Genomic DNA, 26,961 nt, shown 5'->3' on the forward strand with positions numbered 1-26,961 from the left:
TTGCTATGGTGGTAATTTAAGCGTGAGCCTGTACAGTCCAGGATGTTAATCATTCTGTACTATATAAATGCTAAAAAACAACATGAATTAAAATATTCTATTAAATCTATAGATTTACTTGTATTTAATATTTTTATTACTATCTTTACACCATTCTAATTAACCCCACCATTAATTAGTTGATTTATTAAGAAGAAGGGAGAGGAAGTCTCGTTGATCTTCTAGCAACTTTTCAATAATTGAAATAAGTGCTAAACTTTTTCCCGGGATGTTTTCGGGAATATAAATTAACTAACATCATGAAAAAAAGTAATTATCAATCCATTCAAATGTACACATCGTTAACTATGCGATGCTGTTGTTGCTGTATTTAACGGCCAATTCCCCCGAATAAAACAACCAGATTTTATTTAAATGACATTCAGCCAGACTGTAGTGAAGGGGATTTTTATGTCAAAAAATTTAACACTTAATCATAAATCAAATCAATATGAAAATTAAAAATTATCTATCAAAAGCAAGCTGCCTGTGCGCAGCCATACTATTCGCCGGTCCTGTATTTGCCGGCGTAAAACCGCCAAAAGCTAAATTTATAAAGGAAGGCGTTTGGCGCGGTGTATTTACCGTAAGTGAAACACAGGTGCCCTTCAATTTTCAGCTAAAAGGTAAAGATGCAGAGCATGCCGTGTTTACATTATTGAATGGTTCAAGGCGCGATAACTTCCATGTAAAGCTAATTGGTAAAGATTCTGTATATATTAAAATGAACACCTATGATGCCGCGCTGGTTGCCAAAATTGAAGAGGATGGCAAAATAAGCGGCGAGTACCGCAGCCTGGTACCGGGTTTCAGGGGGAACTCATTGCCATTTACAGCAGAATACGGTAAAAAGTACCGCTTTGTTGAGCCGGATAAAAATGTTGCGCCGGTTGCCAACCTGAGTGGAAAATGGGAAATAAAAAACTATAGCAAAGATGCCGTGCCTGCATCTATAGCCATATTAAAACAAAATGGCAATAAAATTACAGGTGTGGTGATGACCGTAGTTGGCGATACCCGCGAACTGGAAGGAACTGTACAGGGTGATGAATTTGCTTTGAGCGGATTTACAGGTCCAAGTCCGTTTATTATTAAAGGAAAAATTAATGCGGACGGCACCATAAGCGGTGAAGAGGGTTTCGGGATCTATAAAAACCTGAAGTTTGACGCCACCAAAAATGCTAATGTTGAATTGCCTGATCCTTATAAGCTTACCTTTTTAAAAGATGGCTACAAAAAACTTGATTTTTCTTTTCCGGGGATTGATGGTAAACCGATCTCGTTAAGCGATGATAAATACAAAGGCAAGGTGGTTATTGTTGAGATCATTGGTACCTGGTGCCCAAATTGCACCGACCAAACTGCATTTCTTTCACCATGGTTCAATAAAAATCATAGCCGCGGAGTAGAGGCTATTGCTATAGGCTTTGAACAAAAAGATAGTTTGGCCTACGCAAAATATACTTTAGGGAAGCTAAAAGAAAAGTACGAAATAAATTATGATATAGCTTTTGGCGGCCTGGCTGATAAAAAGCTGGTTGCTCAAAAACTGCCTGCGCTTAATAAATTCATTGCATTTCCTACCACTATAATTATTGACCGTAAAGGTAATGTGAGGGAGATCTACACTGGTTATACGGGCACTATTACCGGCAAATATTATGAAGATTATGAAAAGAAATTCAACAAGGTGCTGGACGAACTAATTGCAGAGCCTGCCTCAACAACTGCCGAAGTTGCGGATAACGATAAAAGACAAGGAAACTAAAATTAACCGATCTATATCAATCAAAAAATGAAAACAAATCAAATAAGTAAGACATTAAAATGCCTCTCTATAGGCTTGTTATTAACCGGGGCGGCATTGGCTGCTGATAAAAAACCACCTGTTAAATTTATAAAGGAAGGTGTATGGCGAGGTGTATTTAATGTAAGTGAAACACAGGTGCCCTTTAATTTTGAATTGAAAGGTAAAGATGCAGAGCATGCCGTATTTACGCTGATAAACGGAAGCCGCAGGGATAATTTTCATGTAAAGCAAATTGGGAAAGATTCGGTATTTATTAAAATGAATACCTACGATGCTGCCCTGGTTGCCAAAATTGAAGATGACGGAACCCTTAGCGGTGAATACCGCAGCCTGGTACCTGGCTTCAGAGGCAACTCTTTACCTTTTAAAGCGGAGTACGGCAAAACTTATCGCTTTGTTGAGCCCGGAAAAGATGTTGCCCCGACAGCAAACCTTACCGGGAAATGGGAATTAAAAGTTTACTCAAAAGACCAGGTTCCAAATAAGATAGCCGTTTTAAAACAGAACGGCAACAAACTTACCGGCGTAATTATGCAGGTAACGGGCGATAGCCGTGAGTTGGAAGGAACGGTTCAGGGTGATGAGTTTGAGCTATCTGGCTTTACCGGCCCCAGTCCTAAAATTTACAAGGGTAAAATTAATGCAGACGGAACCATCAGCGGTGAAATTGGCTCCGGTATTTATGACAATACCAAGTTTGATGGTGTAAAAGATGATAAAGCAGAGCTGCCCGACCCGTATAAGCTTACTTTCTTGAAAGAAGGCTATAAAAAGCTTGATTTTACTTTCCCTGATCTTACCGGCAAGCCCGTATCATTAAGCGATAACAAGTACAAAGGCAAAGTAGTAATAATTGAAGTTATTGGTACCTGGTGCCCTAATTGCACTGATCAAACCGTATTCCTGTCGCCATGGTTTAATAAAAACCATAACCGTGGGGTTGAGGCCATTGCACTTGGATTTGAACAAAAGGACAGCCTGAAATATGCACAGTATACATTGGGTAAGCTTAAAGAAAAATACAATATCCAGTATGATATTCTTTTCGGGGGCCTGGCTGATAAAAAGCTGGTATCGCAAAAGCTGCCTGCCTTGAACAAGTTTGTTGCCTTCCCAACAACTATCATAATTGACCGTAAGGGCGATGTTAGGGAAATTTATACTGGCTATACAGGTACTGTTACCGGTAAATATTACCAGGATTACGAGCAGAAGTTTAACAAGCTGCTTGACCAACTGATTGCCGAGCCTGTACCAACAGAAACAGCAAGCACTGATAATGATAACACCCAAAAAGGGAAATAATTAATAAGCCTGGCGAGGGTGTGCTTTGCCGGGCTAAATGTTTACAAAAATAACTAACCAAAGAAATGACCAGATTAAACATAGCGGTACTGTTCACCGCAATTACATCATTAACAGCTTTTACATTGCCGGCGGCAAAAAATACCGCGCTAAAAACTGTAAAAGCCAAAACACTTACTGCTAAGGCACCTGTTAAAAAATTAGCTCCCAAAACCTACAAGGTTGATAACGAAAGTAGCAAGCTTACCTGGCTGGCAAAAAAAGCCACAGGCGAGCATAATGGCGAAGTAAAAGTTAGTAACGGCAATTTTGTGGTGGACAACAACACCCTGAAAAGCGGAAGCTTCGATATTGATCTGAATACCATTACAGATGCGGATCTGGCTGACAAGCCATCGAACGATAAATTGGTGAGCACTTTAAAAAGCGAAACATTTTTTAGCACTGATAAGTTTCCGAAAGCGACATTTGTAATTACCTCTGCGGCAAAAACAAGCGGGCAGCAATATGACATAAAAGGTAAGCTTACTATTAAGGGCATCACCAATGAGGTTAGTTTCCCCGCTACAGTAACTATAGCCGGCAAAAAGATCACTGCTGTTGCTAAGATCACTGTTGACCGTACCAAGTACGATATCAAGTTCCGCTCGAAAAACTTTTTTGAAAATTTGGGTGATAAGGTGATCTATGATGATTTTGATTTGAACGTAAACCTTAACGCAACCGCACAATAAGGTATAAGTAAACTACTGATTTTAATGTAACACGAACTGCCAAACTATGGCGGAGGGCCATTGATTTGATTAAAAAGAGCATTTAGGTGAATAATAGGGTTGAAAACCGGGAGCGGTCGGGGTGTGGTGGCACCCCGGCTAAGCAACCGGGTATTCAAAACGGATTAAGTTAAATGCATGCAATTATGAAAAAGATCCAAATACTATCGGTTTTAATAGCATTTACCGCAAGCTTATGCCTTATGGGTTTTGCAGGCAGTAAAGATGATATACAAACAAAGGAACAATTGGGCGAAAAGCTTTTTTTCGACCCGATCCTGTCCGGCGACCGTACAATTAGCTGCTCATCATGCCATAAACCTGAATTTGCCTTTGCAGATACTGCCGCATTTAGCTTAGGCATTAAAGGCAATCTTACTAAAAGAAATTCGCCGGGCTTAACCAATCTGTCAGGCAGGCCGCACCTTTTTTGGGACGGACGCGCCTCATCATTAGAGGAACAGGCTATGGGGCCTATCACATCACCAACAGAAATGGGGTTAACGCTTGAAGAAGCGGTAAAAAGATTAAATGAAAATGAAATTTATGCATCAGCCTTTCAAAAGGTTTTTAAAGCTGCTGCAAATAAAGATAATATGTTAAAGGCCATCGCCTCATTTGAGCGCACTTTAGAAACCGCAAACAGTCCGTATGACCGTTATGTAAATGGAGATGACCAGGCCATTTCAGCAGCAGCAGCCCGGGGCCGCTTGCTGTTTATAGGCAAAGCCGCCTGTAACAATTGCCATTCAGGCGAGGATTTTACTGCCGACAGGTTTAAAAGCATTGGCCTTTATAACGGAAAAGATCTGAATGACGCGGGGCGTTCTGATATTACCCATAATAAAACCGAAGAAGGCGAATTTAAGATCCCAAGCCTGCGCAATGTTGCGGTTACAGCACCTTACATGCACAATGGTAAATTTAAAACACTGCGCAGCGTAGTGGAATATTATAACAATCCATCTGCAGTAGTAAAGGATGGCATCAACCGTGACCTAGCCCTTGAAAAGCCTTTAAATCTTAACAGTGGTGAGATAGACGATATTGTGGAATTTTTAAAGGCCCTCACTGATGACCGGTTTACGCACAAGCAAATATCAAACTAAAACTCACCCTTATTAAATAATTAATTAACACACATTCTTTTGGCTATGGGCAAGCTGTTTTTGGCTTGCCATAGCCACTGCTTTGTTCTTAAACTATTGAAAAAATGAAGAAAATTGTACTCTTACTCTTGTTTTTTAGCCTGTACTACGGGCAAAATATATTTGCACAAAAACGAACGGTTAGTGGGCTGGTTACCTCTGCCGATGATAAACGGCCGTTATCCGGCGTGTCCATAAAAGTGAAGGGTTTGGATGAAGGCGCCGTGACAAATACAGACGGCTCCTTCCAGATAGTTATCCGGAATGGGAAATACCTGGTATTTTCATTTGTTGGATATGACTCGCAGGAAGTGGAAATTGACGGCACAACCCAGTTCAACATCAGCCTGAAACCATCTGGTAATGCACTGAACGAGGTGCAGATCGTAGGATCGCGCAATGCTAACCGGACTAAAATAAATTCAGCATCGCCGGTAGATGTGATCGATATTAAACCACTGCTTGAATCATCGCCGCAGGTAAGCGTTACGCAGATCCTGCAATATGTTTCACCTTCCTTCCATTCAGTTAACGGCAGTAATGCGGGCGATGCTGGTTCGGCACTAAGCCTTGCCCAGCTCCGCGGATTAGGCCCCGACCAGGTATTGGTTTTAGTGAATGGTAAACGCCGGCATAAAAGCGCTAATGTAAACTATGGCGGTTTGGGCAATGGATCAACCGGGTACGATCTGAACAGTATCCCAACCGGATCAATTGACAGGATTGAAATATTAAGAGATGGCGCTGCCGCACAATACGGCTCTGATGCTATCGCAGGGGTTATAAATATCGTTCTGAAAAAGAATACCGGCGACCTGGTGGTCAATTCAACCGGGAGCGTACGTAAAAGAGGCGATGGGGCTGTTACGCGCACCAATGCAAATTATGGCGTAGCAATAGGTGATAACGGTGGGTATATAAACGCAACTGTTGAATATGGTACCCAGGCTATAGCTTTACCCGCTGGTAACTCAACTGCAGGCTTATATAACGGGCCAATATATGGTGGCGGAGCCAATACCCGCGGGTACGATGCCATCTACACCCAGGCAATTGATGAGGCCATTTTAAAAGCAAGGGGTATTGACCGTCACTTTTTTGATCAGCGTGGTGGCGGGGCCAATGCCGGGCAGGACGCGTTATTGTTTTTTAATGCGGCAGTACCCCTAAAACAATCGGCCGAGATCTATGCGTTTGGTGGTATCAGTAGCCGTAATTCACAGTTTACCGCTACCTATCGTTTGCCGGGATGGACCTCGAGAAATAATAACTTTATATACCCCGATGGTTTTCTACCTGCAATGGAAAATAATATTGTTGATGCTTCACTGGCGGCAGGCATCAGAGGTAAAGTTAACGGCTGGAATGTAGATTTGTCAAACGTTTACGGGAAAAACAACTTCGGCAACCGGGTTGATAATTCATTGAATGCCAGCCTTGGTTTAACCAGCCCTACAAGTTTTGATGACGGCAGCTACAATGCCAGTCAGAATACGGCGAGCCTTGATTTTTCACGCTACTTTAATAAGGTTTTAAAAGGGCTTAACATTGCCTTTGGCGTACAAGATAGGGTGGAGTCATTCCAGATAAAAGCTGGGGAGCTGGCTTCTTATCAAAAAGGAGACCAGCGTAACATTTATAATGTTGATACCACAGCAAGCGGGTTAACTTATTTATCAGCAGCAGGTACTACCTCACTAAACGGCCTGGCGGCAGGTTCACAGATCCACCTGGGTTTCCAGCCTGCAAATGCGGTTAGTGTAAGCCGTTCTATTACGGCTGGTTATGCAGATGTTGAACTGAATGTTACCCAGGCATGGCTGGTATCGGCAGCAGGTCGTGAAGAGTATTATACTGATTTTGGTAACGTGTTTACCTATAAGGTTGCCAGCCGGTACAGTTTTGACAGGTGGCTTAACATTCGCGGATCAATAAATACGGGCTTCAGAGCGCCGGACCTGGCCCAATCATATTATACGTCTATTTCAACCACATTTCAGCAAGGCAGGGGTGTAGATATTTTAACGGCATCAAACCAAAGCGCTGCAGCCAGGGCATTAGGAATTCCTAAGCTTTCGCCGGAGCGTTCAAAAGGATATGCGCTGGGCCTAACCTCTGAACCAATTGGCAATGTGGAAATAACGGTAGATGCTTACCAGATTGATGTTGCCAACAGAATAGGCAATACAGGGAGCTTTACCTCAACTGATAACAACTTACCTGCCGATGTGAAAAACCTGTTTCAGCAAACTGGTGCAGCACAGGCCAACTTTTTTTATAACGAGTTTAGCACGCGAACACGCGGTATTGAATTTACCGGCAGCTATAAAGTATTGCTGAATAACGGGAGCATAACATTTTTAGCAGGCGGCAACTTTGATAAAAACACGGTAACAAAGGTAAATACGCCGAAAGGGCTTGATGCTTATAAAAACGTTATTTTAAGCGCATCAGAGCGTGCTCGGGTAACTACCAATATCCCTGCTCAAAAAATTAATTTCCAGGGGATTTATAGCACCGGGAAATATACCTTTTTAGCACGCACCGTTTATTTTGGCAAGGTTACTACGGCCACATTGCTAAGCGCCGCTGACCCACTAAATCCAGTTTATTATTACCAGAATCTGCATTCAATTTGGGTAACCGACATCTCTGCTGGCTATAAGTTCACTTCAAAATTACAGGGAACCATTGGCGTTAATAACTTGTTTAACATATTGGGCGATTATAGCAGCCCGGTAATAGCGGGCCTCAGAAATCCAACCGTTGTCGGTATCCAAAACGGCAGTGCAGGCATTCAACCATTTATAAGGTTAACAGCTCATTTTTAATCTGCAAAATTCTTAATCATCATGAAAAAAATATCTTCTATTATAAAATCAGTCATAATCCCGGTAATTGCATTGTTCTTTATAACCTCATGCAAAAAAACAGATTATTTAAATATCAATGCTGCTGACCGGGCGCCATTGGTAGCACATATAAGTTTTGTTAACGCGCTTAATACCAACGGCGGCGTACAGTTTTGGACGTATATTACCCAGGTTACCAAAACGCTTGTGCCGCTAAATGGCTACACCCCATACCTTGATGCGCAGTATGGTGATGTACAGATAAACGTTACCCAGGGAACAAATACCTCATACATTGCATCGCGTGAGTTTGGCAATAGTGCTACATTTACCGCAACAGGTGGCCCTAATGGCCCTATAGCAACCTATTATCACACCGTGTTTGCTATAAAAAATATAAAAGCCACTGCCGATTCACTTATTCTTTTTTATGACGATCTTTCTGCTCCTACAAGTGGTAAAGCCAAGGTGAGGTTCGTAAATCTTGCTCCCGGCACTCCATCCGTCGATTTTGGAATAACTGGCCAAACCAACGCGTTGTTTACAAATACAGCATATGGAAGGGCAGGAGGATCGGTTTTATCGGGCAGTGGATTAAACGCGTTTTCATTAGGTCCGTTTATTTCTGTTGATGCAGGTACGGTTAGCTTTAATGTTTTAAAAACAAGCGATCAATCTGCCATTGCTTTGGTAAATGATCCGTTAAAAAATATTACACTTCAGGCCGGCAAAATATACACCATTTATATAAATGGAACACCTAATAGCACCGATGCAAGCGCGACGATAATAACGCATAATTAAATAAAGAAACCTGTAGAGAGGTAAATTTGGACGTGAGATGAAACTGTTCCGGATTATTCCGGGCAGTTTCTTAAATTTAAACAAGTTTATAAACTAAAAGATACCATCATGAAAACAACTAACCGCAGGGCGTTCATTGAAACAACGCTAAAAACCACCATGGCTGTTGCAATAGGCGGCCCCTTAATTTTAAGCAGTACAGAAGTATTTGCCGGAGACAGACCGGTAAACTTAGCTGCAGGTTCTGCTGATGCGCTGAAATTTGCACAGGTGCCCCTGGGATTTGATTACAAAGCTTTGGAACCCAGTATTGATGCCTTAACCATGGAGATCCATTATACAAAACATCATACTGCTTATATAAAGAACGTTAATGACGCCATTGCTGCCGATAAGTTAACTTTTGCAAATGAAAAGGAATTTTTTGACAATGCATCAAAGCTATCAGCCAAGGCACGTAATAATGGTGGCGGGGCCTGGAACCACAACTTTTTTTGGCAGAGTTTAACCCCGGCAGCAGCATCAAAGTTTGACGGAAAGATAAAAGATGCAATAACTGCAAGCTTTGGTAGTGCCGATCAATTTAAAGAAGCATTTAAAAAAGAAGCGCTCGCCCGTTTTGGTTCAGGCTGGGTATGGCTGATAAGCGATAACGGCAAATTAAAAATAGCATCAACCACAAACCAGGATAACCCGCTGTTTGATAATGCAACCGTAAAGGGAACCCCTGTATTGGCTTTGGATGTTTGGGAACATGCCTATTATTTGAAATACCAAAACAGGCGGAATGAATATATTGATGGCTGGTGGAATGTAGTTAACTGGAACGAGGTTAATAAAAGATTGGGATAGATAAACCCCGGAAAACCAAACAGTATACTTTTTTAATTTTAGTGTAAGTTTAATATTTGTTATTAATTCCATAGGAATTATAGGATATATTTGCGCCGAATATTAAATGATCGAGCTAAAAAATATAACTAAAACGTTTACCAAAAAGCATGGCCAGGTAACTGCCCTGTCAAATGTTTCGCTGATTGTGCCGCAGGGCAGGATCCTGGGGGTGGTAGGTGCATCAGGTGCTGGTAAAAGTACGCTGATCCGTTGTGTTAACTTATTGGAGAAACCAACAAAAGGAGAGGTTATTGTCAATGGTCAAAATCTCACCAGTCTTTCATCGGCTGAACTTGCCAAAGCCAGGCGACATATAGGTATGATCTTTCAGCATTTTAACTTGCTGTCGTCAAGAACCGTTTTTGAAAACATAGCATTTCCGCTTGAATTGGATAGCACGCCTAAATCGGAAATTAAAAAGCGGGTAAACGAATTGCTGGAATTAGTTGGCCTGGAGGAAAAAGCAAACGATTATCCTGCAAATTTATCCGGCGGGCAAAAGCAAAGAGTAGCCATTGCAAGAACACTGGCCAGCAACCCTAAAGTGCTTTTATGTGATGAAGCAACAAGTGCCCTTGACCCTGCTACCACGAGATCGATCCTTGCACTATTAAAAGATATTAACCAGCGCTTCAATATCACCATATTGCTGATCACTCATGAGATGAATGTTGTTAAAGCCATTTGCAATGAGGTTGCGGTGATCAGCGATGGAAAGCTGATTGAACGCGGATCGGTTAGCGAAGTGTTTTCGTACCCCGAAACCAGCCTGGCAAAGCAATTTATTGCTTCATCGCTGCATGCATCATTGCCGGTTGAGTATGAGCAGCGTTTAACAGCAACACCTTCGGGTAAAAACCACCCGGTAGTGAAACTCGAATTTACAGGGCGTTCTGCCGAGGCAACTATTCTATCGGAAGCCAGCAGGCTTTTCGACGTTGATAATAACATTATCAGCGCGCAAATGGATTATACTGGCGGGGTTAAATATGGAATAATGTTGATTGAAGTAACAGGCACTCCTGAGAATACAAAAAAGTCATTGGCTTATTATAGTAGTAAACATATTGATGTGGAGGTATTAGGCTATGTCTGAACCAATGGTGTGGATGATTTTAAGAGGATTGCTTGAAACCATAGTAATGACCTTTGTATCCGGTTTTTTTGGATTTGCTCTTGGCTTGCCAACAGGCGTATTACTTTTTATGACCCGTAAGGGCCAGGTTTCAGAAAATCGATTGCTGAACGGTGTAATTTCTATCCTGGTTAATATTTTTCGTTCTATCCCGTTTATTATTTTGATCGTATGGATGATCCCTTTTACAAGGGCCCTGGTTGGCACATCAATAGGCGTACAGGCTGCATTAGTGCCGCTAAGTATTGGTGCGGCGCCATTTATAGCAAGGATGGTTGAAAACAGCCTGGTTGAAATTCCGAATGGGTTAATAGAAGCCGCAAGGGCAATGGGTGCAACTCCTTTACAAATAGTTTTTAAAGTATTGCTGCCCGAGGCGCTTCCTTCCATAATCAGCAGCGCATCAATTACCCTGATAACATTGGTTGGCTATTCAGCAATGGGCGGGGCTGTTGGTGCCGGCGGCTTAGGCCAAATTGGTTACCAGTATGGCTACGTTGGGTATGATGTAGTTGTAATGAATACGGTATTGGTTTTATTGGTAGCCCTTGTATTTCTTATTCAAATTTCCGGAGATCTCATTGCAAAAAAGGTGGATCACCGTAAATAATTTAATTAAAAACATGAACATAAAAACGTTAAGCAGTATAGCTATACTGTCAATAAGCTTAATTGCCTGCGGCAGAAAAGCACAGGTAAACAACACAAACCATATTAAAGTAGGTGTAGAATCCGGTCCGGAATTTAAGGTAGCGGAAGCCGCTCAAAAAGTTGCAAAAGATAAATATAACCTGGATGTGGAACTGGTTCAGTTTAATGATTATGTAATGCCTAATGCTGCTTTAAGCCAGGGAGATATTGACCTTAATGTTTTTCAAAACAAACCCTACCTGGATGTGCAGGCCAAACAACGGGGCTATAAATTTGCAATCTTAGGCAACACATTTGTTTATCCTTTAGCAGGATATTCGCGAAAGATAAAAACCATTGATCAGTTGAAAGATGGCAGCACCATTATTATCCCTAATGATCCTACCAATAGCGGCCGGTCCTTGTTGCTTTTGCAAAAGGCAGGCTTATTGAAATTAAAAGATGGTGTAGGCTTATTACCTACAGTGAATGATATTGTAAGCAATCCAAAAAACCTGAAGATCCTGGAACTTGAAGCTCCCCAGCTGCCGCGTTCGCTGGATGATCAGAACGTAACCATCGCTATTATCAACAATACTTTTGCCGGGCCCGCCGGCCTGGTTGCCAAACGCGACGGAATATTTGTTGAGGACGAAAAATCGCCATACGTAAATATCATCGTATCGAGGGAAGATAATAAAGCACAGGACAATGTTGCCAGGTTTGTAAAAGCCTATCAATCGCCCGAAGTGGCGCAGGCTGCTGAAGTTGCTTTTAAAGGCGGCGCAATAAAAGGCTGGTAAGCCTTACCAGGAAAATCAGTTGTGAGGAAAAATGTTTTCATGATTTGATGGGGATAAATAAGTATTGTAATGCTAGTCAAAGCCCATCTTAATAAATAATGATTGAGATTAATGGATTAGTGATAAAGATCATTTTTTTAAGGGCTATAATACCTGATATTTGTATTTATCGATTAAAATAATCAGCCTATGAAAACGATCCGGTTTAATTTTGGCCACCCGGTAAAAGGAGTGGCTTGCTTGATGCCCCTTTTTTCTGAAAAACTCAACCAGTTAAATTTTAAGGTAGATTCAAAAAGCAGCAACATGCTGGAAATTCCGATAAGCAAATGCGAACAAGGTAAATGGAAACTTACTTTGGATTGGGAACACAATGACCAGATTTTTTCGCACCACGAAGAATTTGAGGTTGAAACAGATAAATAGATTAAGCTTATTTCATTTGTTTATCACAAGATATAAAGTTGAATGCAGCCTTAAATGAAGAAATTACCCCGGGGTTTTAAGGCGTATGTTACTTAACTTGTCAGGCTGATTAATCCTCTTTCATTTAATTTATAGCTGTTTGAAAATTGATTAAATAGCTATAAACTATCAGGGTTTAAATAAATGCCTTTACCATCTTTAGGGCTGCCACCAAAATAAATTGTGTAGCCAGGTTCTTTGATGTATTTTGCTTTAAACCTTTGAAAAACGACATCGGGTTGTTGCTTATCATTTACCTTTAGGAAATGCTCGTTCAGCCTGAAGGATCTTACTCCTCCGTCAGCAGTTATTTTTTCCCGGATAATTTCGTGAATAATATTCCAGATAACTGCTCTGTTTTTGCCATCCACTGTTGTAGTATCATTTTTAGGGATATAGTTTTTGAGCAAATCTGGCCATTTGTTAGGGTTTTTAAGGATAGCGTTTACAAGGCCAGGATATTTATTTAAATCAAAGCTACCCTTTTTCTCCTTCCGCCAGCTGGTGTCGCCCGGGGTAACCAGTAATTTCTCGCCGCCGTATAGTTTAATGCTTTTGTTATTGCGTGTAATCCCCACTACACCTGTTTCTACAATTATTTCTGTTTTATTGTCAATGCTTTTGAGATTAAACGAGGTGCCTAACACATTTACCAAAATATCATTTATTTTAACACGGAACGGGCGATTTACATCATGTACGATATTAAAAAAGGCTTCCCCTTTCAGGGTAACATCCCGTTTATTAATATATTGACCTGTTGCATAGGCTAAGGACGAATTTTTGCTAAGCGCTATCAGAGAACCGTCCGCCAGGGTATCAGTTTTTGGTTGGTTTGTAGTTACAAGGGTGGTATCAGCTTTTGAAAAGTTATCTGCTACGATCCCGGAAAAATCATGTTGTGCAGGTTCTCTCAAGTAAAATAATAAGCTTACAGAAAAAAATATTAAAGTGCCAGCGGCAATGCTTAACCAAAGTTTAATTGGCCTTCTCTTTGTGAAGGGTTGTTCAGCCGAGTCTATTTTTTCCTTAAAGCGGGTCCATGCCAAATCTGCGCCAGAAGGATTGCGAAGCTTCAGGGCTTTGCTTTCTTCAAAAATTAGTTGATAACCTGTAAATATTTCACGGTTCTGCTCACTTTCGCCCAGCCATAGTTCAACCTGTAGGCGTTCTTCATCAGTAGCTTCTGCGGCCAAATACCTTATCAGCAGGTCTTCATTCACAATATGTTTTCCCTGTTTTTTCATTTGAACCATTTAGTATTTAACAGCAAGCCAATAATTACAGGGATAAAATCGACTAGTTTTTTTCTTAATATTTTCAGCGCTTTACTTATCTGAGCTTCTACCGTTTTAATTGATAAGCCAAGCTGATCGGCAATTTCCCTATATTTTAGTTCTTCCATACGGTTCATATAAAATATGTTCCTGCATTGCTCCGGTAATTCATTTATGGCCTTTTGTAACCTGTTTTGTAGCTCGCTTAGTGCTAATAGGTCATCCGTACGCTCCTGGTAAGTTTGTGCAGCCGCATACTGGCTATGGTTTTCATATGCTAACTTATGTTTTTGATGTTTCAGATAATTTAAACATTCGTTATAAACGGAGCGATATAAAAATGCTTTGATAGAAGTATGGATGTTCAGCAGACTTTTTTTCTCCCACAGCTTATAAAATACCTGCTGAACCATTTCTTCTGCCACAACTTCATCCTGTAGCATTACATAGGCATAAGCCTGCAGGCTTTCATAATAGGTTTTAAAAAACCTTTCAAATGCCATTTCGCTGCCTTGAATTACCAGCTTAATTAATTCCGGTTCGCTTTGCTCCACTACGTATGCCTGATATTATTCAATATACACAAGAGTTTACAAAGTATCAGATTTTTGAAAAATTCCAACACCTTTCATGTCTTCCGGGCCGTAGTAAATTTTGTAACCCGGAGCTTTAATGTATTTTTTGCTTAGCTTATTGAAAAGAGAAGGATCAGCCTTTTTTCCATTGATCATAAATTCGCTGTCTGTTAACAGGAATGAATCAATATCCGACCGCTCTTTAATGATGTTCTCTTTTTTCAGATCAGCTATAATATCCCTGATAACCTGTTTGTTTCGCCCTTCAACAGTTAAGGTATCATTGGAATTTTTATCAACTTTAAGAATGGCGGCCCAATGCGAAGGGTCTTTAATTATCGCTTTTACAATTTCGGGATGTTTGCCTACGTCAATAGCTGTGTCAGTAATGCTGCTTTTGGTTTGATAAGCGATCTTGCCGTTTTTGATACCTGTTATCGCATTAGTTATCAGTTCAGGATGTTTGTCAAGGTTTACAGGACCCGGATTTTTCTTAGGGTCTATTGTGGTATCTGCTTTTGTACTGACCGGGTAAACCGGTTTTGCCTGCAGACTTAAACTAAAGATGACGCTATAGAAGCTTATCGCGATTATTGAAGTGAATAACTTTTTCATATTTTCTGTTTTTAAATTGTTTGATATGATTTACTTTCCTGGCTTTTCGGGAATGAGACAACTCAAAATGCTTTTACCCTTATGCCATTTTAATTAATTTTTAACCCGTCCCTGTTCATCGCCTGATGCATTGGCATCGTGCTTGCGCAAGTCATTGATGGCTTTGCCAAACCGGTAGCTCAGGTTTAGGCTGAACCCCCTGGTATCAAAGGTGTTCCGGTAAGTTGCTTCCGCTAGTTTTAAATTATTGATCACTCCACCATACCTGAAAGTATTGAAAAGATCGGTTTCCGTTAACTTAATCGTTGTACTTGTGGATAGCTTTTTTTGCAATACCATCACCACCCGCCCGAAAGCATTGGCGGTTGACTGGAACGTTCGTCTTTTTGAATTGTAAATACCCGTGAACTCGGTAGTCCAGCCTTTGTTGAATTTGAATTGGGTGTTTCCGTAAAAATAAAAAGAGCTGCCATACGTATTCACCGTGGCATCATTCAGGAAGGTCTGCGTATGGTCAAAAGAAAGGGAGGCATAACCGCGGAAGGTGAACCACTTTACCGGATTGATACTGCCGTTAACTGATATGCCTTCGCTTTCACTCATGCCTATGTTGTCCGGGCGGCTGTAATAAATACCGTTATCCAGCCGGTTGATCTGCTGTATATCGCCGGTTGACCGGCTGTAACTCAGTTTGGTGGTCAAGTTGTTTTTGTAGATGTGGGATAATTCCAGGTTTTGGGAATAGGAGGCCCGCAGGTACGGATTTCCGGCATCATAGGTAAATTGATCTTCGGGGATCACAAATGGGTTCAAATCCTGGTAAAAGGGCCGGTTGATCCTGCGGCCATAATTAAAACCGAACTGATTAACTTCGGCTGTATCCACCTTATATTGCAAATAGAAAGTAGGGAATATGCTGGTATAATGTGTATTAAAAGTGGAATCCGGGTAAACTGAATTACCCAACTGATGCCCGCCTGCAGTCGTATTCTCCAGTCTTAACCCTGCCTGTGCAGACAGCTTTTTCCAATCTTTACTGAGGTTAATATAAGCCGCATTGATATTTTCATGATATAGGAAGTGATTGGTCTTATCCTCATCGGGCAGTGTAATGCTGTTAACGGTATTGAAATAACTGGCCAGGTTATCTGTTTGGGTATAGCTGGTTTTTAAACCGGTTTCGAATTTATAGCCGTTTTTAAAAGGCTGACTATAATCTGTTTTGAAGGCGTAAATATTGATATTGGACGGACTGATACCCGATTGCCTGCTTGGTGATTGAGCAGCCTGCCCCGGATATGTCGTAGCGTTATCAAATTGCTGGTTATCAATTACCCGGAAAAAATTGTAATCAAAATCGGCAGACAGTTCATGGCCGTTTTTATCATATCTGTGCCGGTAATTGAAATTTGTACGCGCGGTATTAAAAACCCGGCGGCTATTAAGGTTTTGTACAACAGATGAATCAGGTTGATTGCCGGCATTCAAAAGATTTGTTGTAGTAATGCTTAAAGTATTAAGAGGTTTGAATACCCCGTTGAACAGCATCCCCAAGGTATTTTTATCATCCTGGTAAAAATCAATGCCCAGTTGAGGCCCTAATGTATAGCCCTTTGCGTGCGCAAACCTGTGTTGCATGAAATTGGATTGTATACTGCCATCGGGGTTTAAATAACGCCTGGAATAGTCTTCCTGTAAAGAATAATTCTGCATATTATAACCAACATTGCCAAAAATATTGATCTTATTATTGCGGTAATTGAAGTTGAAGCTATCATCAATTTTGCCGTACCGCCAATGCCCGTAAATTGCTGTGAGGCCGCCGTTAAAGCCTTTTACTTTGCTTTTCTTAAGCCGGATATTGATCATCCCGCCACTCCCGGCAGCATCATATTTTGCCGGTGGGTTGGTCATTAGTTCTATCTGATCCAAAGCGCCTGATGGTAATGATTGCAGATAGGCCGTCAGGTCGGCCCCGGTAAGATAACTCTTCTTGTCATCAATATAAACAGCAACGCCCTGCTTGCCTTCCAGGCTGATTGAGCCGTTAGGATCGACAAATATCCCGGGCGCTTTTTCAAGCACCTCTAAAGCCGAAATGCCTTCATTAGTTGCTAAAGCATCCACATTAACTACCGTCCGGTCAATCTTATGCTCTACAAACCGTTTTTTTGCGTTGATAGTTACTTCCTTTAACTGGATCTTATTGATTGGGATTAAGGCTATTTGCCCGAGATCAGCGGATTGGCCCTGTTTATCAATGGTTATTATATTACTTCTTTGTTTCTGGTAACCAATATGTGTGATCCATAACTTGTAGGTCCCTGTTTTAACAGACTGTAAAGTAAAATGACCATCATTGCCGGTTGGCGTTTTTTTGATAGTTAGCGAGTCGTTGGCATTTACTAATGTTACTGTTGCAGCAACTATAGGTTTACCGGTTGTTTCAATTACCTGCCCGGATATTTTAGCGCCTGGCTGTGCAAAACTGCTAAGTTGAATAAGAATAAGTACGCATGCTGTTATAAATTGTCTCATTTGATAAAGTTTGGGTTGAGACAACCCGACCCGGTTTTACCCTTATTCAAAAAGAAATTTATCTTCTTATGTGTTCCTGGTATTCTTATTTTTAATTTTTGTACATCATTATATAATTCAACTCCCTGCACGTTTCTGCTCGTCTTCAGAGCCGGAATTCACTTTTGTCTTCGCAGTTTTCCCGCTGCCAAAGCGGTACGCAAAGTTCAGGCTGACGGATCGCGAATAAAAATGCAGGTTGGTAACCTGGTAGAGCCCGTTATTACGGTCGATCGCGTTACGATCTTCACTTTGCAGGATATTGTTCGCGTTCAGCGTTAAAGAACCTTTGCCGGCAAACAAAGATCTTTTTAAACCCAGGTCAAGTACAGAATAAGCGCCGTAGGTAGAATTGACGAACTGTCGTTTGCTATCATACTCCCAATCGCACTCGGCTGATAAGACAGAACTGATCCGGAAACTATTATTGGTATTGAACTGTAGCGATACCAGCCCTGCATTATCCAGGCTGTACCCGGCTGCCTGCCCATTAAAAGCATTACGGTAAAAAGCAAGTGTATTATCGGTAGACCACCAGGAAAGCAGCTTTTTCGCATAAGCCAGGTCAATCTCCCAGCTATGTGCCTTTTGGACATTCACTGGCCTGCGGGTGATAGTGGTTTTGTTGGTATCAAGGAACGGGAAGGTACGGATATAATCGCTGACGATATCGTAGTTAAGCGTGAGGGTAAGGGCCTGCTGAAAATTCCAGGCCAATTCCCCATGCCAGGATACCTGTGGCTTCAGGTTAGGGTTGCCCTGGAAAAATAAGGTAGCCGTTTGTGGTCGTCTGAAGGGAACCAGCTCGTGATAATCCGGCCGGTCTGTCCGCCGCCCCAACCGAAGTGTTAACGAGTTTTGTTCATTAATTTTATCGTTCAGGAATAACGATGGGAACAATTGCAGGTAATTCAGGTTAACGGTCTCGCCGGTCAGCCGTTCTTTACCTTTGGTCACCGTTTGTTCGGCGCGAAGTCCTGCCTCGGCCGAAAGGTTCGACCAGCTTTTGTTGAGATTAACATAAGCCGCATTGATATTCTCTGAATTAACTGTATAATCGCTTTGCACCGGGTCGATCACTTGTTGTCCGCCGGTAAGGTCATAGGCGGTATTGTTGTTATTTGCTTTTACGTAGCTTGATTTGATGCCTGCTTCAAAGTTGCCCTTGTTTTTTAAGGGCTGCACATAATCTGCTTTTGTCGCATAAATATCCAGCTGCCGGTGTTGCACTAATAAGTTATTTGTTTCGCTGACAAAATTACCGGCTGCATCGTTCAGCATATTGTAGTTGGTTTGCAGGGGGAAGTTACGGTATTCAGAATGGTCGGCATTCACAGTAAAGGATCTGCCTGCTGTATCCAGTTGATGCGCCAGCTGGATCCCTGCTGTATAGTTGAAAGGATTGTCATGCAAAGTACTTGAATAAGCAATATGATTAACCTTGTTTCGAAGGCTGTCCAGCAAATCCATACCCGAGATCAACCCACTACCCGCACTGCCAAAGCCTGCGGTACCGGATAAGGTGAGTGTGCTGCGTTTGGACAGGTAAATATCCAGACCCAGTGTAGGCCGGTAGTTCCGGTTAGTACTGTTACTGTGGTTGGTTGACGCCTGCTCCGTTAACAGGTTGTTGTTGGGCCCGGAAATATCACTGGTTACTTCACTGCTGCTGAATCTTTTGTTGTAAGTATAGGTGTTGTTTACAAACAGGTTAATATGCTCGTTTTTATAACTGAAGGTAAAACCGCCATTGTATCTGCCGTAATGGCCCTGGCCCGCGCCGGCGTTGATACTCCCGTTGATTCCTTCTTTGGTGTTTTTCTTTTTCACGATATTGATGATCCCTGCAGTTCCCGCCGCATCATATTTAGATGAGGGGTTGCTCATAAGTTCGATCCGCTGGATCCCCGAAGCCTGCATCCCACCAAGCAAGCCCGCCAGGTCTTCCGACGACAGATAAGTTGTCTTCCCGTCAATCAGCACATTTGCGCCCGGTTTGCCATTGAGCGTGATTTGCCCATCGGGGGTAACCTGTACGCCCGGCAGTTTGCGCAATACTTCCCAAACCGTTGAACCTTCAGTAGTGAGGTTTTGCCCAATATTGACCACGGTTTTATCCAATTGGTGCTCGGTTAGGGGTATATCTGCTTTGATGGTAACATCTTTAAGCATATTGGCTGCGTTTTTTAAGGTAATTACGCCCAGGTCAATTGACGGGCGGGTCTGATCAACAGCAATGTTTTTCTTCACTTTTTCAAAGCTTAGCATACTTATTTCAAGTACATAATTCCCTTCCGCGACAGGGGTGATTGAAAATACGCCCTTATCATTACTCAGAACTGTCCGGTAAATGCTGGAATCTTCGGCGTTTTTTAAAATAACAGTGGCATAAGGCAACGCATTTTTTTGATCATCAGCCAAACTACCTTTAATACTGCCCTGGTTAGGGGCTTGCGCCTTAAGTTGTACTTCAGCAAGCACCAGTAATATGAATAAAAGGATGAATTTTGGTTTCCGCATTCCCAATATTCGATAAAACACAGCTGCAAAAACCGAAGAGCTGCCCGAAAGGAATAGACAATTGCCAGACAGGTGTTTTTGCATGACAAACCCGGTTTAAGCATTGGATGCGGACTATTCAGGGGGCAATCCGGCCTGTTTGTCGACTGTTATTCATGAAAGGTGAACAAAGTGTATTTTTGTACATGAACCTCTCCGAGAAACTGATCAAATTTAATAATGAACACCGGGTGATCAGCCATTTTTTTTTCTGGATGATCTTGCTAATGGTGCAGTTACTCTCCAGCAATTATTACAATTTGGCAGACCGGATACCATTCAGTCATGATTTAATTGGCGACGGGACAAATCTGTTGGCGCAAATACCTGCGGCTTATTTTTTAGCCTATTTTATCGTCCCCCGGTTTGTTTATAAACAAAAATACCTGGCTGCTTTTATTTATTTTATGCTGAGCGCTTATGTTATCTGCGCGCTTTCAAGGGTGGAAGTCATTCATTTTGAAGAACCGCTTTATGGAAGAAAACATAACCCGAAAGAAACTTACATTGAAATATTTACAGATCTGCCTAAATTAGCTTATGTGTACTTCTCTCGCATTTTTTCCGTGGCCTTTGTTTTTATGTTCTTAAAGCTGCTGAAAGATCAGCTGATCATACAGAAGCGGACATTATCATTAGAGAAGGAAAAAGCAGAAACAGAGCTAAAACTACTCAAAAGCCAGCTTAATCCTCATTTTTTATTCAACACCTTAAATAATATTTACTCGCTTTCCTTAAGCAATTCGCCGGTAACTTCAACCTCAATAGGGAGGCTGTCGGAGATCCTGGATTATATCCTTTACAAATGCAATAGCTTATATGTGCCGCTTTCGGGTGAGATAACTTTACTAAACAATTATATCGGGCTTGAAAAACTGAGGTATGATGAACGGTTAAAAGTTAACTTTACCTGTAATGTTAAACAGGAGATTGAAATTGCACCTTTGATCCTTCTATCAATTGTGGAAAATGCCTTTAAACATGGAGCTGGTAATGATATTGGCAGCCCGGTGATCAGTATCGAACTAAATGCAAATAATACAAGTTTTAGTTTTATGGTCTCTAACTCTTTTCATCCTAAAGCAGAAAATCCGGAGAGCATTGGCCTGCAGAATTTAAAACAGCAGCTGGAGCTGATCTATCCTCAAAAACATAAATTAGAGATCACCCAAACGGATACATTGTTTACTGTAACCCTTGCCATTTATTTATCATGAAGATAAAATGTGTAATAGTGGATGATGAGCCCCTGGCAATACAGCTTTTGCAAAAGCATATTGCCCAGCTTGATTTTTTTGAGGTAACTGCTACCTGTAATAATGCGATAAAAGCGCTCGAAATTTTAAACCGGCAACCTGTTGACCTGTTATTTATGGATATAAAAATGCCCCAGTTATCAGGCCTGGAGCTGTTAAAAACCTTGCGCAACCCGCCAAAAACAATTTTAACCACCGCTTACCGCGAATTTGCACTGGATGGCTTTGACCTTGGGGTTATTGACTACTTACTAAAACCCATTACTTTCGACCGCTTTTTCAAGGCTATTGAACGGTACCTGCACACCGCTAATTATACTACACCTGAGGTGCTGTCTTCTTCAGAAAGGCAATTTATCTACCTCAAATCGGGTTATAAATATTTTAAGGTTGATACGCGCGATATTTTATATGCCGAAAGTTTAAAAGATTATGTGATTGTGCATACTAATGAAAAGGTGATCACTTCAAAATATAAGATCAGCGACCTGGAGAAAGAACTGGATGGCAAAGGCTTCATAAGGATCCATCGTTCATACATCGTTAACCTGCAGCATATAACAGCTTTTACCGCCAACGATATAGAGATCGGGAAATTGGAACTGCCTGTTGGCGATAGCTATAAAGCTTATGTATACAAAGCCATTCAAAATGGTTGATGGTTAAAAGCCTTTCCGCATCACCTGTTGTTAAGATCACAGCTGTTCGGAAGATTATAAAAGCATCCTTTGTCATCCTGGAACGCAGTAAAGGATCTTATCCAATTGATAGGTAGCCAGCTTACTTGTCCTGCCCCAATATCACACGAAGAAGATTTTTCGCTGAAGCTCAAGAGATAGATCTTCGCTCTACTCAGAATGACAAAATACAAGGTTGTGATTCTTCCAATTACCTATGTTGTTAGGATCCCCCGTATTTTGGAGACAATGCTTCCCTGCTAAACTACGGGCTTGCGGATTACCTTATCTTTCCTTATATTTATATTACCCATATTATTAAATAAAAAGTTTATTATTTTATAATCAATCACTTATAATTATACTAAATTTTAAATAAGTTAAAATGTTATTATTTAGGCCTTTATTATTCCCCTGGTTTTAGCCGTTTAAATTTATGATCAAGTTTAGATTTGTTTTACTGCTGTTGCTTTTACCACTTGATCTGCCGGCCCAGGTATTTATCCCAAATCCCGATTGGCGCTTTGAGAACTTTAATAGTCAAAACCACTTTATTGGCAGGGGAGTAGCTGATGTAGCTATGGATAAGCATGGGTATATATGGACCTGCAGCGATGGCGTACAAAGGTTTGACGGCTACAAAACAATTGATTTTAACAGCTTTGACAGGGCGAGCGGGCTTAAAGGTAATTACACAAGTGTTAAAGTTGATAATGACGGCAGGATCTGGATCTGTTCAAACGGGATGTGTTATTATGATGATGCAAGCGGAAAGTTTGTTTATATTAAATCTGATTTAAGGCATCCTATTACGGGAGTTAATTCCTATTGTCTTCAAAAAAATTACCTGTGGTTTATTTGTGATTATGGTTTAGCAAAATTAGACCTCAAAACTTTAAAAATAACCTACACATCGCTTAAAAGCATCACGGACCCTTTGTGCTCTTACCTTATTGATGAAAATACCTTATTTATTTCAAGCCGCGAAAAAGTATATACCTATAATATTAAGAATGATACATTTTCAACAAATACCTTAATCTATAATAACTTGCTGATTAAGGTATTTTCGGTAAATAAAAATGGTAATGAAATTCTTTTGGGAACAAATTATGGCTTGTTTTCATTTGATAATTTGAGGGACTTGAACCCTGTATGTAATGCAATAAGAGATATTTTAATAAACGATATGATCTTTCTTCCGGCGGACAAGGAAAAGAAATATCTTTTTTTGGCAACGGAAGGGAAGGGAATAATAGTGTATAACACGATCCTAAAAAAAACGGAGCTTGCTTACGTTCATGAGGATAACAACCCATATAGTGTCCCCAGCAATATAATTACAAGATTTTACCCGGATAAAACGGGCAGGCTGTGGTTAAGCACAACCTTTGGCATCAGTATGCTTGACATGTTTAACCAGCAATTGAAAATGCGGTTTTTAAATAAAAGCAATACAGATGAGCTGGGGATAAATAAAATTGCCAGGGATAAATACGACAGTACAAAGGTTTGGATGGCATCGTATAACAAGGGGCTGATTTGCGTTGACTGGAAAACAAAGAAAATTGAAAAGATCTTAAATGCGAATCCAGGAACACAGAAGATCTATGACTTTGCACAGCTTTCGAAAAAGAAATGGCTCATAGCAACTCAGAAAGAAATAGTGGAATGGGATGAGCAATTGGGCATCTTATCACGAAAAAAATTACCCATTCCTGATTCCCTTGCGCTTATGTGTAATATCCGTGGAGTAATTATGGCAGATGCAAATACCTACTATATTACCACAAATAATGGTTTGTTTAAATATGACCTGGTTACCCGCAAAATTAATAATGCTTCAAACAATAACATGTCCGACAAGTCTGACAACCGGCTAAAATATATCCTGATAAGCGGTTTTTATGATAAGGGAATACTTTGGATTGCGTCAAGGGATGGTTTATTTAGTTATAATACCTTAACACATAAAACCATTGTTTACAGGGGGAAAGGTGAAAAATCCAACTATTTTTTCTTTGGCATTTGTAATGCGGTTGATGATCAGATTGTTTGTGCTGCCGGCAGCGGGATAACTATTTTTAATAAACAAACAAAAAGCTTTAAGGTGGTAAATACGATAGCCAATTTATTGAATCCTGCCTGTGAAAGTATTGTAAGTATAAATAATATGGTTTGGATAGGATCGGAAGTAGGAATTTTAAATTACAACCTTAATACATACAGATCATCAAGGGCCGAGCATGAAACATCAATGATGCAAATTTTCCCCAGCTCGCCTTTTACTGTTGTTGACAATGATATTGTTTTTGGCTTTGAGAACGGCTATGCTTATTTTACACACGACCTGAAAAATAACCTGGTCCCTTCTAATCCGGTAATTGAAAGGGTGTACGTAAATAATCAGCCTGTTTTACGGCATTTTATGGAACAGGAAAACACCGGGAACCTGGTTTTTAATCATTCAGATAATTCAATAAACATAGCATTCACATCTTTTTTATATTCCGACCCTGACCACATAAATTTTCGATATAAGCTTAACGGCGCCGATTCCCGGTGGCAATATACCGATGATCAGCGCAGTGCCAACTATTCACAGCTTCCATCAGGCAATTATACATTTTATGTACAATGTGGTAATAAAAATGGTGTTTGGAACAAGCACCTGGCCTCCTTTAGCTTTATAATAAAGCCCCCCTATTGGGCCGCCTGGTGGTTCAGGCTGTTAGTAATATTGATAATTGCGTTTATTTTATACAAGCTATACCGGTATAAGATAAATCATATTTTGGCAATTGAACGAATACGAGAACGGATAGCATCTGATTTTCATGACGATATAGGCTCGGCCCTGAGCAGTATTTCTATTTTTAGCGAGGTGGCTGACACTCAATTGAAACAACAGCAGCCACCTGAAAAAACCCGGGAGATCATCAGCCATATTTCATTTCATTCGCGCGCCATGCTTGATGCTATGGACGACATTATTTGGGCAGTAAACCCGCAAAATGATCACTTTAATGATTTAGCCGTGCGGATGCGTGAATTTGCTATTCCGCTACTTGAAGCCAGGAACATTCAGTTTGACATCAGCATGCAGGAAGACATTCTTAATGCCCGGATAAAAATGGAAGCCCGCAAAAATATATTCATGATTTTTAAAGAGTGTATTAATAATTTACTAAAACATTCGGGCTGCTCGGCTATGAAAGTTTCTGTAAATAAATTAAATAACCACCTTGAGCTTATTATAAGCGATAATGGTAAAGGTTTTGATATTAATGCAAAACACAACCGGAATGGCTTAAAGAACATGCAGAAGCGGGCCGCTGAAATTAAAGGCACCATAAAGGTAACAACACAGCCGGGAGCCGGAACGGTTACCCGATTGCTGGTTAATATCATATAGTTATATTATTGAACAAGTGATTATACCGGGTTATATTTACACTTTAACTTAAATCAAGTGGACATAAGGGTATCCGTATTTGACGACAACAGCGCTTTACGTGATAGTTTATATTACCTTATTTCAGGTGCTCAGGGTTTTACTGTTGCTGGTGTGTATCCTGATTGTAACCATGTACTTGAACATTTGCGCCAGGATACTGCCGATGTTATCCTGATGGATATTGATATGCCGGGTCTTAACGGCATTGAAGCTACAGCATTAATAAAAAGTCATTTTCCGGGTATAAATGTTCTTATACTCACTTCTTATGATGATAGTACAAAAATTTTTGATGCGCTGCAATCAGGTGCAACAGGTTACCTGCTTAAAAAAACTACTCCGGCAAAAATACTGGAAGCCATTACCGAGGTAAGCCAGGGTGGCGCGCCAATGAATGCCAGTATTGCCCGTAAGGTGCTGGAGTTTTTTAGTGAAAAGAAAAATATAACCGAAAATGCATATGATCTTTCCGCACGTGAAAAAGATGTACTGCGATGCCTGGTAAAGGGCGATAGTTATAAAATGATTTCCGGGCATTGCTTTATAAGCATGGGGACTGTTTGTACCCATATCTGCAATATTTACAAAAAGCTTCATGTTAATTCAAAATCTGAAGCGGTAGCAAAGGCAATCCGTGAGCGCCTTATAAACGATCAGGGTTGAGAATTAAGAAACAAGATGGAAAAAGTCAGGAAACAGGAAGAAGCGCTTAACTGGTTTACTTTATATCCGGTATTTTATTCCCGATCCCTTGTACCCCATCTCTTGATTCCTGACCTCCGTGCTCTCTCTTTGCTTCTTAAAATCATATGTTTATATGATTGATACATAGTAATATATATCCGATCTTGACGTGGCCAAAAAACATCTTCCTCGGTTTGTTAGTATTAAAAAAAATTACCCATCCGCACTATTATGAAAACATCTTTACCTTCATCAAAAAATTTTTTTCCTGCGCTAATTTTTATTGAAAAATTAGGTCTGGCCATATTTATGGCTTTATTTTGTTTTAATAACTTGTATGCCGGTGCCAATGCTTCGCCTGAATATAAGAGCAACCGGATAGGCAGGCCCGGTAAAAAAAACGCAGCAATAATAAAAGGATCAAACCAATTTGGTGTGCCCTTCATCAGCTACATTTCTCCCCAAACCTATGTAGCAGGCACGGCAATTGCGGTGTTATCACCAACGATTGGCGGTGGTGCGGCTGGAGCGCCGGCGTACAGCAGCAGCACCACGACTTTGGGTTCGGGCTTTAACATCCCGGCGGGTATCGCGGTGGATGCAGCCGGTAATATTTATATTGGCGA

21 protein-coding genes and 1 riboswitch are annotated in these 26,961 nt (G+C 40.8%); of the genes, 16 read left to right on the plus strand and 5 right to left on the minus strand.

The window, feature by feature from the left end:
- Nucleotides 1–181: 181 nt before the first annotated feature.
- Nucleotides 182–289: riboswitch (SAM riboswitch) on the plus strand.
- A gap of 201 nt (nt 290–490) precedes the next feature.
- The 11 genes from BUE31_RS29425 to BUE31_RS29475 all read left to right on the plus strand — a co-directional run bounded on the left by BUE31_RS29425 (nt 491) and on the right by BUE31_RS29475 (nt 12,619).
- Nucleotides 491–1,807, plus strand: a complete 1,317-nt coding sequence (locus tag BUE31_RS29425) for a peroxiredoxin family protein (protein WP_073407498.1) — start codon at nt 491–493, stop codon at nt 1,805–1,807.
- Nucleotides 1,808–1,834: 27 nt separating this feature from the next.
- Nucleotides 1,835–3,154, plus strand: a complete 1,320-nt coding sequence (locus BUE31_RS29430; RefSeq protein ID WP_073407499.1) for a peroxiredoxin family protein — start codon at nt 1,835–1,837, stop codon at nt 3,152–3,154.
- A gap of 65 nt (nt 3,155–3,219) precedes the next feature.
- Nucleotides 3,220–3,888 (plus strand): YceI family protein, encoded by a 669-nt coding sequence (locus BUE31_RS29435; protein ID WP_083620496.1) that lies wholly within the window; start codon nt 3,220–3,222, stop codon nt 3,886–3,888.
- A gap of 185 nt (nt 3,889–4,073) precedes the next feature.
- Nucleotides 4,074–5,036: a cytochrome-c peroxidase gene (locus BUE31_RS29440; protein ID WP_073407501.1), complete on the plus strand. Its 963-nt coding sequence runs from the start codon at nt 4,074–4,076 to the stop codon at nt 5,034–5,036.
- A gap of 104 nt (nt 5,037–5,140) precedes the next feature.
- Nucleotides 5,141–7,906 carry a TonB-dependent receptor gene (locus tag BUE31_RS29445; protein ID WP_083620499.1) on the plus strand — a complete coding sequence of 922 codons (2,766 nt, stop codon included), beginning with the start codon at nt 5,141–5,143 and terminating at the stop codon, nt 7,904–7,906.
- A 21-nt stretch (nt 7,907–7,927) separates the two neighbouring features.
- Nucleotides 7,928–8,731 (plus strand): DUF4397 domain-containing protein, encoded by an 804-nt coding sequence (locus tag BUE31_RS29450; RefSeq protein WP_073407503.1) that lies wholly within the window; start codon nt 7,928–7,930, stop codon nt 8,729–8,731.
- 108 nt (nt 8,732–8,839) lie between these two features.
- A complete protein-coding gene (locus tag BUE31_RS29455) occupies nt 8,840–9,583 on the plus strand; it encodes a superoxide dismutase (RefSeq protein ID WP_073407504.1) in 744 nt (247 codons plus the stop codon).
- Between the two features lie 106 nt (nt 9,584–9,689).
- On the plus strand, nt 9,690–10,721 hold the full coding sequence (gene metN / locus BUE31_RS29460) for a methionine ABC transporter ATP-binding protein MetN (RefSeq protein ID WP_073407506.1): 1,032 nt from the start codon (nt 9,690–9,692) through the stop codon (nt 10,719–10,721).
- Entirely contained in the window at nt 10,714–11,370 is a 657-nt protein-coding gene (metI, locus tag BUE31_RS29465) for a methionine ABC transporter permease MetI (protein WP_073407508.1), read from the plus strand. Before metN ends, metI begins: the two co-directional genes overlap by 8 nt.
- 13 nt (nt 11,371–11,383) lie before the next feature.
- Entirely contained in the window at nt 11,384–12,193 is an 810-nt protein-coding gene (metQ, locus tag BUE31_RS29470) for a methionine ABC transporter substrate-binding lipoprotein MetQ (protein ID WP_073407510.1), read from the plus strand.
- Between the two features lie 189 nt (nt 12,194–12,382).
- The gene (locus BUE31_RS29475) at nt 12,383–12,619 is read left to right on the plus strand and encodes a hypothetical protein (protein ID WP_073407511.1); all 237 of its coding nucleotides are present in this window, start codon (nt 12,383–12,385) and stop codon (nt 12,617–12,619) included.
- A gap of 158 nt (nt 12,620–12,777) precedes the next feature.
- On the opposite strand, the gene BUE31_RS29480 is transcribed toward BUE31_RS29475, so the two are convergent.
- The 5 genes from BUE31_RS29480 to BUE31_RS29500 form a co-directional block, all read right to left on the minus strand.
- Entirely contained in the window at nt 12,778–13,905 is a 1,128-nt protein-coding gene (locus BUE31_RS29480) for a FecR family protein (RefSeq protein WP_159440764.1), read from the minus strand.
- A complete protein-coding gene (locus BUE31_RS29485) occupies nt 13,902–14,489 on the minus strand; it encodes an RNA polymerase sigma-70 factor (RefSeq protein ID WP_073407514.1) in 588 nt (195 codons plus the stop codon). The genes BUE31_RS29480 and BUE31_RS29485 overlap by 4 nt, the downstream gene beginning before the upstream one ends.
- A 36-nt stretch (nt 14,490–14,525) precedes the next feature.
- Entirely contained in the window at nt 14,526–15,125 is a 600-nt protein-coding gene (locus BUE31_RS29490) for a hypothetical protein (protein WP_073407515.1), read from the minus strand.
- A 93-nt stretch (nt 15,126–15,218) separates the two neighbouring features.
- On the minus strand, nt 15,219–17,663 hold the full coding sequence (locus BUE31_RS29495; protein WP_073407517.1) for an outer membrane beta-barrel family protein: 2,445 nt from the start codon (nt 17,661–17,663) through the stop codon (nt 15,219–15,221).
- 117 nt (nt 17,664–17,780) lie between these two features.
- Complete coding sequence (locus BUE31_RS29500; RefSeq protein WP_083620501.1) at nt 17,781–20,306, minus strand: outer membrane beta-barrel family protein; 2,526 nt, start codon at nt 20,304–20,306, stop codon at nt 17,781–17,783.
- 71 nt (nt 20,307–20,377) lie between these two features.
- Between BUE31_RS29500 and BUE31_RS29505 the strand changes: the two genes are divergently transcribed.
- The 5 genes from BUE31_RS29505 to BUE31_RS31240 form a co-directional block, all read left to right on the plus strand.
- Nucleotides 20,378–21,478, plus strand: coding sequence for a sensor histidine kinase (locus tag BUE31_RS29505; RefSeq protein WP_200802004.1), 1,101 nt, complete (start codon nt 20,378–20,380; stop codon nt 21,476–21,478).
- Entirely contained in the window at nt 21,475–22,176 is a 702-nt protein-coding gene (locus BUE31_RS29510) for a LytR/AlgR family response regulator transcription factor (protein WP_073407521.1), read from the plus strand. The genes BUE31_RS29505 and BUE31_RS29510 overlap by 4 nt, the downstream gene beginning before the upstream one ends.
- Before the next feature lie 454 nt (nt 22,177–22,630).
- Nucleotides 22,631–25,609, plus strand: coding sequence for a sensor histidine kinase (locus BUE31_RS29515; protein WP_073407523.1), 2,979 nt, complete (start codon nt 22,631–22,633; stop codon nt 25,607–25,609).
- A 57-nt stretch (nt 25,610–25,666) separates the two neighbouring features.
- Nucleotides 25,667–26,314, plus strand: coding sequence for a response regulator transcription factor (locus tag BUE31_RS29520; protein ID WP_200802005.1), 648 nt, complete (start codon nt 25,667–25,669; stop codon nt 26,312–26,314).
- Between the two features lie 252 nt (nt 26,315–26,566).
- A partial coding sequence (locus tag BUE31_RS31240; RefSeq protein ID WP_159440765.1) for a hypothetical protein occupies nt 26,567–26,961 on the plus strand: 395 nt, incomplete at its 3' end.

The sequence above is a fragment of the Mucilaginibacter sp. OK098 genome, from assembly GCF_900142915.1.
In the GTDB taxonomy this organism is placed as follows: Bacteria; Bacteroidota; Bacteroidia; order Sphingobacteriales; family Sphingobacteriaceae; genus Mucilaginibacter.